Here is a 13,143-nt window from a genome sequence, read left to right on the forward strand (position 1 = left end):
CGCTGTGAGCTATCAGGCGCAGTAAAATAACGGGTAGCGCGGGTTTTGCATAAAGTAGGGTAGCGGACAGAACATCGAGGCGGTATGAATATCGCGATCACATTTAACATAATTATGATTATGCGAATTATGATCCAGTGTATACACAAAAGGCAAGCCTCAGATTAATGTTTACCACGTAATTTAACGGTTGCCGGTAATACCGTTTGCTGGTTAGTAGGTTCTTCGCCGCCAATCATCGCAGTCAACAGAGTGAAACATTCTTGGGCCAGTCTGGGAACATCTTGCTCAATAGTATCAATCGCGACAGAGAGCGAGTCATAGAGATAGTGATCGTCGAAGCTGGCCATACGCATATCGCTACTGAGCAAATGGTGCTGGCTCATATAGCGCAAAACGCCTTCCATCAGCCCGCAGGCAGCAGTGAATATCGCTTTAGGAGGACGGCCCAGTCTGGCACAAAGCGCTGCAAACATTTCGTAACCGCTGCTGGGGTGATAAGTACCATGAATGATCCACTCCGGACGAGGCGTAACGCCTGCACGTTCCAGTCCCGCCATAAAGCCCGCAAGACGGTCTCTGGTAGGAGAAAGGCGCGACTGCCCACCCAAAAAATAAATCTCGTCGGGATTAGCGCGCGCCATCCTTTCAACCAGGTCGGAGGTAGGCGTCACAGAGTCGGTGATCACCAGCGGCAGCCTGGTATCGCTCATGTAGCGGTCAAACAGCACCACCGGCAGTTGTTCGCTCAGCTTCACATAGTCGCTGTCGCTGAGCATGCTTGATGCCACAATTAATCCATCTACCTGACGCGCCACAAGGTTATCCACGACCACCCGCTCCTGCCCGGCATTTTCATCCGTACAGGAGATGAGCAACTGTAAACCCGCCTCGCGGCAGAGATTTTCCAGGGCATGAGAGAAAACTGCGAAACCATAATTAGTGATCTCAGGCACCACCAGACCCAGCGTATGGCTACGATTCTCACGTAACAGGCGCGCATGGATACTCGCCTGGTAGTGATGTTCACGCGCCAGCGTTAGTACTCTTTCGCGCGTCTCTTTCGCTACGCGCAACTCTTTGCCCCGGCCATTCAGTACCAGGCTGGCGGTTGCTTTAGATACGCCTGCCAACGCGGCGATATCGGCAATGGTAACGCGTCTGGTTTTTTTCACATCAATGCGACATTTAATGAAACAATGACTTATTCTACCATGAGGTGACGCAACGGCCAGTAGCGGGCATTCACTTCTTCGTCGCCGATCAGCGTGAGTTGCGCGTGATGCGCCGGAAAATAGCGGCTGCTCATCACGCCTTCACCCTCATTGATAAAAATTTCAACGCTGGAGTGATCGCATAATATATGCAGCTCAGTAACCGCTCCACGCCAGTAGCGATAGTGCCATTCGCCGCTCACCAAACTGCGCCGGGCGAGACGCAATCCTTCTCCATGCCAGTCCAGATACAAAGTTTCAGCAAAATTCAGCGTAATACCGCCCGACCCCGTAAGCACCAGTTCCAGCCGCTGCGCTGCTAACACCGGGGCGCCGCTTGCCCGACCGTAATAACGGTGTTCGTCGCCGCGCAATGCCTGCAATTCAGCGACCGGTCGCTGCAGAAGACGACCATCACGCGCGTCGAGTTCGCGCACGCAAGTCATCTGGTGGAGCCAGGATTGCGCAATTGTTGGCTGGTACATCTCTTCGCCGTCCGGCACGCCCATCCAGCCAATCAACAGCCGCCGTCCGTCGGCGGTAAGCGTGGTTTGCGGGGCGTAGAACTCAAAGCCAGCATCAAGCTCGTGAAAGGGTCCATGAGCGAAGTCGGCGGTGTCGTAATTAAAATTGCCAGCGAGCCAGGCACTGGCATGTGCGTTGAGAAAGCGCTGCTCTTCATGTGCAATGCCCTGCGGGCAGCAAATCAGGAAAGTCGTCTCCCCAAGAGTAAACAAATCTGGGCATTCCCACATATAGCCAGCGTCGCCCAGCCCGTTCAGACCGCTGCCGGCAATCTCGCCTAAAGGGTGCCAGTGATGCAAATCTGCAGAGCGCAGCAGCAGCACCTTGCCCTGCTTATGGCTGTCTTGTGCCCCGAGCACCATGTACCACTGATCGCCATGCCGCCATACTTTTGGGTCGCGAACATGTCCGGTATATCCCTCCGGCAGCGCGATAACCGGCCCCAGCTTATCGAAACAGCCCGCCTCATTTTGGACGGCCAGACATTGCCAGGCGGTGCGCGATCCGTCGTCAAATTTCACGTTGCCGGTGTAGATCAGCGTCAACACGCCGTTATCATCCACGGCGCTGCCAGAGTAGCAGCCGCTGCGGTCAAAGGCTTCATCAGGCATCAGCGCAATCGGCTCATGCTGCCAGTGGAGCAGATCGGTGGAACTCCAGTGTCCCCAGCATTTAAATTTGTGTTCACAGCCCAACGCATTCCACTGATAGAAGAGATGATAGCGACCAGCGAAATTGATAAAGCCATTGGGATCGTTAAGCAGCCCCGTTACCGGCGCAAGGTGCCAGCCAGGATAGTGGGGATCGCTGAGTGCCTTCGGCTGACCACGCATCACTGCGTTAAGAATTTGGGGTAACAGTGTGGTCGAGCCCATTAGTCTGCATCCGTTTTGTATTTGAGCAAATAAGAGAGAATAAACGCAGCGCTAAATGCGATCACCATGCCAGTCGCATAATTGAGCAGTGAGCTTGCCTGCACGATCGCGATGCCGGGAATACCGGTCAGGCCTACTGCGGTCATTGAAACATGCATTGATACCACCCAGGCCCCGCCTAACGCGCCGCCGACCAGTCCGGCAATGAACGGCTTCATAAAGCGCAGATTAATACCAAAAATAGCCGCTTCCGTAATGCCGAGCAGTGCGGAGAAGCCGGATGGCAGCGAAATCGCCTTGATTTTGACATCTTTGGTTTTGAACCAGACCGCCAGACAGGCGCCGCCCTGCGCCACATTCGCCATTGCCCAGATCGGCAGCAGGAAATTAACGCCAATCGACGGATTGCCAAGCAGCCCTGCCTCTATGGCATGGAAGCTGTGATGCACGCCGGTAATAACAATCACCGAGTACAGGCCGCCGAAGAGTAATCCAGCCAGCCAGCCCGCATGAGCAATGAGTGTGCTGAGCACAAATGAAATGCCGTCACCGAGCATACGGCCTGCCGGACCGATAATAAGTAGCGCAATGAAGCCGGAAATGATTACCGTCAGGAACGGCGTCAGGATCAGATCAAGTGCATCCGGAATCACTCGGCGCAGCTGTTTCTCCAGAATACTCATAAACCACACCGCCAGCAGTACCGGGAATACGGTGCCCTGATAGCCGATCATCGCCACTTCTATGCCGAAGAAGTTCATTGTGTGGTATCCGGCCGCTACGCCCCAGGCATTTGTCAGCGCAGGGTGTGTCAGAATGCCGCCCAGCGTGGCGCCGAGGAACGGGTTACCGCCAAATTCTCGCGCAGCGGTGAAGCCAATCAGGACTGGCAGAATGATGAATGCCGCCGAGCTGCACATATCCAGCATGATATAGAGCGCATTGTCGGGGTTTACCCAGCCGTAAGTTTTTACCATTCCCAGCAGTCCCATCAGCAGGCCGGATGCAACGATGGCCGGAATGATTGGGACAAATATATTCGACAGCAGACGCGCGATGCGCTGGAAGGGGTTGAGCTTGCGCGCGGCGATATCAGCCGCTTCTGACTTACTGGCTTCACTAATGCCGGCTTCGCGAATAAAGGCAGCGTAGACTTTATTAACCACGCCGGTGCCAAAGATCACCTGCAATTGTCCCGCATTGCGAAAACATCCTTTAACTCCCTCAATTTTTCCAATTGCGGCGGTATCCGCTTTGGCATCATCCACCAGCACCAGGCGCAAGCGCGTTGCACAGTGCGCCGCGCTGGCAATATTTTCTCGGCCTCCTAGCAACGGCAGCAGCGCGCGCGAGATGTTCACAAAATCCATAATGACCTCAGTTTTTCATTTTAATGCCAACAAAAGGGAACAGGGCCCCCGTGGGGGGCCGCAATATCAGAACCAGGTTTCCATCTGTACGCCGACATTCCACTCACCACCGGCCTTAAAGCCGCTGCTGCCAAAGGCATCATCTGTGGCGTAGTTATCCAGGCGGTGATCCCAGTCCATCCAGCTGGCGAACAGGCGGATTTCAGGACGTTTTAGAAATTCCCCGACGTCGCTCGCCTTCAGCGTCGGCGCCACGGTTAATTTGTAGAAGTTGCCGCTAACGGCGTTGCGGTTGTTGTAGCCTGCAGGACGCAGATCCATATACTGCCAGGAGCCTTCATACTGCATCTCGAAATTCTGGGTAATTTCCTGAATCAGACGCAGGTTAGCGGTAACCCATTTATAGCTGTCGCTTTTGACGTAACGGTCTTTACTGCTTTGCGCCAGTAGCGCCGGTGCGACATGCCAGCCCTCGCCGAGCGGCGTCATGCCATAACTGGCCAGACGCCAGGTATCAGCTTCCGGCAGCAGTGCGCCATCGGCACCGATGGTTTTCACCTCAGCGCCTAAGCCGTGACCATAGAGCAGCGCGGTTTTCGATGACCCTTCACGCAGGCCATAGAAGCTATCGCTGTGTAGTCCGATTAGCGCATGCACACCGTTGTTCGCTGCATCGTTTTTAACGCGATTGCCGTCAATATCGGTGCGCTCATTATTATCTTTAGCGCGCATGCCGCTCACCATCAGCTGCAGCGGCCCTACAAAATTATTCAGAGACAGAATGTAATTCTGTGCGGTGTTGTCATTATTCTCGATATCACCGAAGGTACGACCGTAAATCGCCAGGTTGCTGCGCGCTTCGTCGCTCCACTTGACGTCATAGATGCCTGCGCCGGTGCCAGCAAGAAACACCACGTCAGAATCAATCCAGTGAATATCGAAGTTATCGCGATCAAAGCGCTTACCAGCCCAGACGGTACTGTCTTTGAAGGCACCAGTGAACGTGGGCAACTGTCCAAGTTCCACGAAAGCCTGACGCAGGTTGAGATCGCTGCTGGCGGCACTCCAGTCATTGTAGGTTCGCTGACCGTCGGCCAGCATCGCCTTGAACCTGGTCGTCGCGCCGTTAGCGAGGATTTGCTTATGTTCGAGATTAAGCTCAACGTAGGTATCGGGTTCGTTGCCGAGTCGGCCAACGTGACCGCCGGTTTCTCCTGCCGGCGTGACGGTCGGGCCGCCCTGCGTTTTTGCTGCGGAGCTATTCATCAGCAGCCCTGAACGCGCGTAGCCATGGAATTCAAATCCATCTGTATTATTCCTGCTACTCTGTTCTGGTTTCTCGGCGCGCGGTTCTCTCTGTTCGTTCACGATCTGGGGCTGCTGTTGCTGCTGTTGCGTGGCAGTCAGCTTCTGTGCCTGATTCTCAGCAGCCAGCGCGCGGTATTCCGCAGCACTGGCCCGCTGTTCAGCTGCAGCCAGGCGTTTTTCCATTGCCGCGAGACGCGCTTCAATACTTTCCATAGAGTTAACCGCCCAGGCGGGGCCAGAACTCAATAATGTGCCGAGGCTAAGCGCTAAAAGACGTTTTTTCACTGGTTTGCATCCCTGAGGTAAGGCCATCATCAATAAAACGTTATTGCTAAACCGATTTAGGTCAGCATCATAGTTGTGCTGATTTTGAAAGCGCAACGGAATTTGCTAAACCGGTTTAGTTGATGTGAGGCATGTCTCAAAACAGGGAGTAAAAGCGATTACTGATTGAGGTGATCCTGCAGTTGCGGGTAATCAGGCAAAGCTGTCATTGCCCCTTTGGCTGTTGTCGCAAGCGCGCCGCATGCCTGTGCGCACTGCAGACGTGCCGCCAGTTGCGCAGCATCAGCAGGAAGCCCGTTCTGCGCAAGTCCCCATAACAGCCCTGCGACAAAGGCATCTCCAGCACCGGTTGTATCGATGCTGAGTACGGGCTTCGCCGGATAGTGAACAAGCCCGTCGTTATACCAGGCCCATACGCCTGCGCTACCCTGAGTGACCAACAGTAATCTGATCGCAAAATGCTTCGCCAGCTCCTCGATAGCGGCTTCAACGTCGGCGCAATCCGCTATCCATATCAGCTCTTCCTCGGAAAGCTTCACAACATCTGCCAGTTGAAGTGCCTGCCTGATACAGCGATGGAGTTCAGCTTTATCCTGCCAGAGATCGAGTCGAATATTGGGGTCAAAACTGACATAGCCGCCTGCGTCACGCACTGATTTCATTGCCTGTAAGGTGGTGCTTCTAGAGGGTTCCTGAAGCAGTGCAATTGAGCAACAGTGTAACCAGTCGTGAGGGATAAACTGAGGAAGATCATGGCGTTCCAGAAATAAGTCCGCGCCTGGGCGAACCATAAATGTGAAGGTACGTTCACCCTCGGCGTCCAGTGCTACTACCACGGTTGAAGTGCGGTGCGTCTTATCCATCAACATGCAGGAGACATCCACATTTTCCCTCTCAAGCACTTGTCGCAAAAAGCGTCCGAAAGGATCGTCTCCCACACGGCCAATAAATCGACTGTTTCCTCCAAGCCGGGCGATTCCCACCGCCACGTTAGCCGGCGCGCCTCCAGGACATTGCAGGAGACGCCCGTCCTCTTCAGGAAGCAAATCAACCACCGCATCACCTAAACACCAGATTCGATTCATCAGTAAACTCCAGTAAAAAGCTAAACCGATTTAGCTATGTGGCGATAGTATGCATTAAGGATTTGGACATTGTCACGGCTGTTAATAATGCCAGGCAGCAGGTAAAGGCAGATAACAGATTTGGATAGCGCTCTTACAAAGGACGCCCGGTTCCATGATAGTGTCCCCAGCCCCTCCTCCGGCTCAAACAACCGGGATAAAGAGAGAGTCGGGCATGTTGGCGTAGCGGTTATGATTTAGCTGACGTTATTGTCGATGGGCTTCCTGATATCACCCCGTTACTTCTGAGAGCGCTTTACGCACGTCGCCGGTCGCCGCCGCATCAAGCGGCGTGACCAGGGCATAATTGTAATGCTCATCACTCCAGTACTGCGCCATCACATTCTCGGCTTTGCGCTCGCCGTGCGGCAGCTTAACCGGACTGAGCGGCCGGATATACCAGGCGAGGCGGGTGCCGTGCGCATCCTGATACATCACCAGCGCCGCCGGGCCCTGCGCCGTTGCTATCAGGCGCGCGCCGAGCGGTTTAAAGCCATACTGCTCCAGATTAGGCGGCAAATTGCCGTTGATAAAATAGCGCCCGACCCAGCTCGCCAGCTCGTTTTGCTGGCTGGCGACCACGTCCATCGGCGTCAGCGTCGCATTGCCGAACAGCTTATAGGCCTGCACCGCATCTTCCATCGGCAAATGACCGGCCATTTGCGAATCTTTCAGCTGCCAGCCGGTAAAGCCGCCGACGCTAAGGGATAGAACCAATACGCAGGCAAGCGCCAGCTTTCGCTGCCGCTGCTGCCGCGCACGGCGGCGAAAAGCGTGCGGCTCGGGCGTTTCCAGCGTCTGCTTTTGCTGGTGCATCGCCTGCCGCAAAAGCTGCATCTCATAACGCATCTCCGCCACGCGTTCGGCAGCCTGAGGATCCTCCGCCAGATAACGCTCGACGCGTCGTGCGGTAGCGTCATCCGCTTCGCCATCTATCCAGGCGTGCAGATCCTCTTCGTCGGGTTTCATTTCAGTCTCCTTAGGGGTAACGGCTTGACCTTGCCTTCTAATTTCTCATGCAGCAGTTTTCGCGCCCGGGAGAGACGCGACATCACCGTTCCCAGCGGGATATCCAGCGTCTCGGCCGCCTCTTTATAGCTCAGCCCCTCCACGCTCACCAGCAGCAGTATGGCGCGATAATCGGTCGGCAACGTCGCGAACAACGCCAGCGTATCGTCTGCAATCGCCATCGACTCGGTAGAGCTACTCAACGCCTCCTCGCCGGTAAAAAAGGCGAGAAGCGTTCGATAGCGCTTTCGCCGCCGTTCGCCGTCGATAAACTGCCGATAAAGAATGGCAAACAGCCAGGCGCGCAGGCTCTGCTCATCCCGGCTCTGCGGCGTTCGCGTCAATGCCTTGATTAAACAGCTTTGCACTAAATCATCAGCGCTGTGCGGGCTGCGGGTCAGCCACAGCGCGAAGCGTTGCAGATGCGGCATCACGTCCCGGATCTCTTCGTCAGTCAGCTGCGACACAGGCTTTCCTCAGCGTTTGCGGGTTCCCGCCATACTGTTAAACACACCGTCGCGCAGTACCAGCGCATGCAGTAACGCCGCCGCCAGATGCGCCATGATGGTCAGGAATAGCAACAGCGCGACGATGGAATGCAGCGGACGCAACAGCGCGTACCAGTCGTTATTCACCGGCACGATGGCCGGCAATACGAATCCGCCGCCGAGGGTCACCGGATAGCCCGCCGCCGAAAGCATCGCCCAGCCAATCAGCGGTTGAGCCAGCATCATTGCATACAGCGCCCAGTGCGACAGGTGCGCCAGGGCGCGCTGCCAGGCGGGAATCGAGCCGGGCAGCGGCGGAATGGCGGTATAAAAGCGCAGCCACAGCCGAACCACCACCAGCACAAATATCATCAGGCCCAGCGGCTTGTGAATCGCCACCAGCAGGCCGTGCAGCGAGGAGACGGTCGACACCATCGCCACACCGATAAATAACATAGTCATTATCGCCAGCGCCATTAGCCAGTGCACCAGACGCAGCGCGGGATGAAAATAGGTTACCTGTTTCATAATGGATGACCTGCCTGTTCAGACTGTTCGCGGGTGCGCTGGTTATAGGATTTGGCATAGGCTGCGGAGCGCGCATTCAGTAAGGGATCGTCGGAGGCGGCGATGCCATCGGGCAGAATCAGCGGATCGTAATTGATATCGTTGCACGGGCCCTGCTGCTGAGGCAGCGAACGGGTCACCACCAGCGTCCCGGCATTAATGGTCTGGCGATCGGCAGGCCAGACTTTCGATGCGTCGTTACCCGCATCGCCCGCGCCAGCCAGGGTTACCATCAGATCCCATTTCAGCGGCCCGTTCGCCAGACGCTGCGCAAGATCCTTTTGCAGGAAATCTTTGTCGGTTTTCTCTTCCGCGGTCTCTGGCTGACGGGGCGTTTGCGCCACCATACTCCAGCGCACCAGATGCGCAGCGCTGGATTTATCGATAAAACGGAAGGCATTCAGGCTGTTGAAGCTGTCGCTGCTCCAGCTGGACGAGGGCACGTACCCTTTTATCCAGGCGAGGAAAGGTTTGATTTCCGGATGCTGAAGCACAAAGGCTTTCATTCTGGCCGGATCGGGTTTGCCGGTAGCCGGATCGGGTCGCGAAGCGACCTGCTGATCGTAGAACCCCTGCACGGTGGCAACCGGAAAGAACGGGATCGCATTCATGCCGGTACGCCACTGCTGTCCGTCCGCCTGTTGAAACAGCAGCGCCATGCTGCGCACCGGAACGGCATAATCGGGCGCCCCGGGGTTGCCGCCGGCGATGGCAAAGCGTCCCGTTACCGGCGTCGTCGCGCCCTGCGCGAACAGCGGCGCGCGCGAGAAGGCGCTGGCGTTGCCGGTTGCCCTAAACTCGCCGATGACGCAGACCCCTTTGGCGTGATTGCGCCGATACCCAAGATGTTCGCCGCCGGACTGCTGCAATGCCGTAACCAGCTTATCGGCGGAGAGACGCTGCGGCGCCAGCCAGCCGCCGGCCCATAAAAACACGATGATCAGCGCCAGCGGAACCACGCCGACCAGCGCGAGGCGCGCGACTTTCTGGCCGGTGGAAAGTGGAGAGTTCGTCATAGGATAGGATCGCTTGTTTGCAAAGAGCGCATAAGACGAACCAGCGACAGCTTTATTCCCGAGGCATAAGATTTTTTTTCGGCTGCGGGGAAACCGCTCAGGCTGTCGGTAACGACGTGGAAAACAAGCGGAGCGGCGTCATGCAGACTCGCGCACGACAAGTTCGCCGCTCAGCAAGATGCGCTGCCTGGGCAAACCAGGATCCCGGATGTTGCTGACAATCAGCTCTACCGCCTGCCGTCCGGTTTCCTCGCTCGCGGATGAGACGTAGGTCAAGGAGGGAGACGTAAGATTGACCTGCAGCATATCCTCAAAGCCGACCAGTGCGACCTGCTGCGTCAGGAAGAGATCCTTGCCTAAAGTGCGCCCGACCTGCTGAATGCCGTTAAGACAGCCAATCAGCGCCGTCGACGAATGACAGAGCAGTGCGGTAAGGGTGTTGTTTTTTTCCAGCAGGTGGCGCGTCGCCAGACTCGCCGCAAAGGTATCGTCGCTGCAGGCAGGCGCGAGCTCGTCCTTGTGCGCAATACCGTTTTGCAGCAGGCTGGCCCGCAGCCCCTGCAGCCGCTGCGTGCGCAGCAGCGAATCCGCTTCGCCGCCGATATAGCCGATATTACGATGGCCGCGATCCAGCAGATAGCGCGTCGCCAGCGCCGCAGCCTGTCGATTGTCGCGCATTACCAGATTGCACGTTTCGCTGATTAGCGTCTGCGAGACCACCACGAACGGTAAAGGGCAGCGTCGCAGCCGCTCCGGCACGGTGGGATTAACGGTGTCGGACGTCAGGTAGATAATGCCTGCGACGCCCTGCTGTTTAAACGAAAGCAGGCAGCGTTCCAGGCTCGCCTCGTCATCGTGCGGCTGACCGAGAAACAGCATAAATCCCTTTTTCTCGAGCTCTTTAACCACGCTCGCCATCACCTTAACGGTATAGCTGTCGCTGAAGTCGCAGAGGATAAGTCCTATCAGATTAGAGGTGCTGGCGCGCAGGTTGGCGGCGGCGACGTTATGCACGTACCCCAGCCGCTGGATAGCGGCCTGAACCTTCTCGATAGTCGCATCGGAAATCTTGCCTTTCTGCCGTAAAACCAGCGAAACGGTAGAGACCGATACGCTAGCCTCTTTAGCCACATCGATGATGCTGACTTTTTTCAAACCTGCTCCTGATAACAATCCGATCCATTATTCCAGCGCGCGCTCCCGCCGTAGCCGGAGAGCGCCGCTGCCTGCTATTTGGCCATCATGGTCGACATCGTCTGCGCGATAAACTGCGCGCGGGCGCCGAAAATAACCTGAATGCCCGTATCACCGACAAAGACCACTCCGCGCGCGCCGACGCCGTTAAGGCCATCCTTATCGACCAGTTCGCTTTTCACTACCTCAAGCCGCAAACGGGTGATGCAGGATCCGACAGTATTGATATTTTGCGCCCCGCCAAGCAAGCCGATAATTTCGGTCGCAATCTCGTTATCCGATTTATCGTTCATATTGGCCGTCACAAGGGTGCGGCCTGGCGTTTTGATATCAAAGCGGCGGATAACATAGCGGAACGTAAAGTAGTAAATCAGTCCCATCGGCACGCCGATGATCACGGCGTTGAGGAAGTGGGTCTGATAACCGTTGAACGAGGGCAGAATGCCGAATGAGAGGTAGTCGATAAATCCGGCGGAAAATGATTTAGCGATATGCGCATGCATCAGATACATCATCATGTAGGCCAGGCCCGCCATGATGGCGTTAAACACGTAGAGGATCGGCGCGACAAAGATAAAGGTGAACTCAACCGGTTCGGTTATCCCCGTCAGGAAGCAGGTGAGCGCGGCGGAGAAGAGGATCCCGGCGGCGATTTTTTTATTGGCCGTTTGCGCTTCGTGATACATCGCCAGGCAGGCGGCAGGCAAAGCAAAGAGCATCAGCGGGAACTCGCCCTGCATGAACTTGCCGGCGTTCTGATAGGAGTCGCTGCTGAAGGATTTAACGCCCTCTTCCAGCATCTTAAACCAGATCGTCTGGTCGCCGTGGATCACCTGGCCGGCGTGCGTGGTGTAGTCGCCGAACGAATACCAGAAAGAGGGATACCAGATATGATGGAGCCCGAGCGGAATCAACGCGCGCTCCACTAACCCGAAAATAAAGGTGGAGGCCGCCTGATTATCGCCGTTCACCACCACAGAAAGCGCATCGATGCCCGACTGGATATGCTGCCAGATATAGGGCAGCAGCAGCCCCATCAGAAAGGATAAGCAGGCCGTAGCGATGGCGACGAAGCGCTTGCCCGAAAAGAAGCCGAGGAACTCAGGCAGCTGCAGCGTGTGAAAGCGGTTATAGCACCAGGCGGCCAGGATGCCGCAGAGCAGACCGCCAAACACCCCCATTTGCAGCGTGGGTATGCCGACCACCATCGCATATTTTCCTCCTTGCGACGCCATCTCCGGGGTAATGCCCATTACCGTGCCGATAGTGATATTGGTAATAAAAACCGAGACGGCGGCGGAGAGCGCCGCAATACCCGACTCAGACGCCAGCCCGACGGCGGAGCCGATGGCGAACAGCATCGGCAGGTTGTCGAAGATGACGCCGCCGGCGTTCATCATCAGCGGCAGATGGAATTTGTCGCCGAATGCCAGCAGCAGACCAGCGGCTGGCAACAGCGAGATAGGCAGCATAAGCGCGCGGCCGATCATCGATAGTTTGGATAACGACTTTATCAATCCTGAGAACAGACTCATGCTGCTTTCCCCGATTTAAGACCCTGGATGACACTTTTTAAGTGCTGTTATAAGTGGTAGAACGTTCTACTAGAACGTTCTACTTATCATTCGAGAAGCCTGTTCAACAGGCAACTGATATTTGGCCTTCAGCCAGAGGATTTACTGATATTTTTGAAGTGGATCGTAAAAGCTGGGCTGCGTACCTGAACGCGCCCGCTTTTTGAGCCAGAGAGTGAAGAGCACGTGCCGAAGGAATGCCTGAGGTCATCGTCACCCCATGAACGGGGTGGAAAGAGGCAGCGTGAGTCGCTTAGCAGGGTGATACAGCGCATAAATACGCTCTGCTAATCAGGGCTCGTCGGTATTGATGAAGCAGAAAAGGCGAATTTTTCCTGTTCACTGCGAACACTTATAAAAAAGCGCGATTTCATTCAACAATGTGAACAACGCTCATTCTGAATGAAAATATTCTCTGTTGCGAAAGCTGTGCAACTTGCATGCTAAAAAAAATTCAAAAATAAAAGGGGTCAACTATCAGCGCTAAAAAACGCTGACAGCTACCCCAAACGCAGATTAATTAACCTGCGGCAATAATGTCATTCCAGACGGCATCAGCACGCGCTAAAGAATCTGCGGTGCCTTCGGCAGCGCC

11 protein-coding genes are annotated in these 13,143 nt (G+C 55.7%); all 11 read right to left on the reverse strand.

The genetic code is table 11. From position 1 onward, the window contains the following. Window positions 1-164 precede the first annotated feature (164 nt). The gene (locus Q9R34_RS20215) at window positions 165-1,175 is read right to left on the reverse strand and encodes a substrate-binding domain-containing protein (RefSeq protein ID WP_033755610.1); all 1,011 of its coding nucleotides are present in this window, start codon (window positions 1,173-1,175) and stop codon (window positions 165-167) included. Between the two features lie 29 nt (window positions 1,176-1,204). Beyond that, window positions 1,205-2,614, reverse strand: coding sequence for a sucrose-6-phosphate hydrolase (locus tag Q9R34_RS20220; RefSeq protein ID WP_033755608.1), 1,410 nt, complete (start codon window positions 2,612-2,614; stop codon window positions 1,205-1,207). Further along, the gene (locus tag Q9R34_RS20225; protein WP_103797233.1) at window positions 2,614-3,984 is read right to left on the reverse strand and encodes a sucrose-specific PTS transporter subunit IIBC; all 1,371 of its coding nucleotides are present in this window, start codon (window positions 3,982-3,984) and stop codon (window positions 2,614-2,616) included. The genes Q9R34_RS20220 and Q9R34_RS20225 overlap by 1 nt, the downstream gene beginning before the upstream one ends. Before the next feature lie 66 nt (window positions 3,985-4,050). Further along, complete coding sequence (locus tag Q9R34_RS20230) at window positions 4,051-5,604, reverse strand: carbohydrate porin (RefSeq protein ID WP_485896103.1); 1,554 nt, start codon at window positions 5,602-5,604, stop codon at window positions 4,051-4,053. A gap of 131 nt (window positions 5,605-5,735) precedes the next feature. Then, window positions 5,736-6,662 (reverse strand): aminoimidazole riboside kinase, encoded by a 927-nt coding sequence (locus tag Q9R34_RS20235; protein WP_373688006.1) that lies wholly within the window; start codon window positions 6,660-6,662, stop codon window positions 5,736-5,738. Between the two features lie 270 nt (window positions 6,663-6,932). Further along, window positions 6,933-7,670, reverse strand: a complete 738-nt coding sequence (locus tag Q9R34_RS20240) for an anti-sigma factor family protein (protein WP_048782055.1) — start codon at window positions 7,668-7,670, stop codon at window positions 6,933-6,935. Then, window positions 7,667-8,176 carry an RNA polymerase sigma factor gene (locus Q9R34_RS20245; protein ID WP_227741457.1) on the reverse strand — a complete coding sequence of 170 codons (510 nt, stop codon included), beginning with the start codon at window positions 8,174-8,176 and terminating at the stop codon, window positions 7,667-7,669. Before Q9R34_RS20245 ends, Q9R34_RS20240 begins: the two co-directional genes overlap by 4 nt. Before the next feature lie 9 nt (window positions 8,177-8,185). Next, entirely contained in the window at window positions 8,186-8,725 is a 540-nt protein-coding gene (locus Q9R34_RS20250) for a cytochrome b (protein WP_033755600.1), read from the reverse strand. Then, entirely contained in the window at window positions 8,722-9,780 is a 1,059-nt protein-coding gene (locus Q9R34_RS20255) for a catalase family peroxidase (RefSeq protein ID WP_485896100.1), read from the reverse strand. The genes Q9R34_RS20250 and Q9R34_RS20255 overlap by 4 nt, the downstream gene beginning before the upstream one ends. Window positions 9,781-9,918: 138 nt before the next feature. Continuing rightward, window positions 9,919-10,935: a substrate-binding domain-containing protein gene (locus tag Q9R34_RS20260; protein ID WP_048782051.1), complete on the reverse strand. Its 1,017-nt coding sequence runs from the start codon at window positions 10,933-10,935 to the stop codon at window positions 9,919-9,921. A 74-nt stretch (window positions 10,936-11,009) separates the two neighbouring features. After that, entirely contained in the window at window positions 11,010-12,509 is a 1,500-nt protein-coding gene (locus Q9R34_RS20265; RefSeq protein WP_033755594.1) for a PTS transporter subunit EIIC, read from the reverse strand. Between the last annotated feature and the right edge of the window lie 634 nt (window positions 12,510-13,143).

This window comes from Enterobacter sp. BRE11 (assembly GCF_031844285.1).
In the GTDB taxonomy this organism is placed as follows: domain Bacteria; phylum Pseudomonadota; class Gammaproteobacteria; order Enterobacterales; family Enterobacteriaceae; genus Pantoea.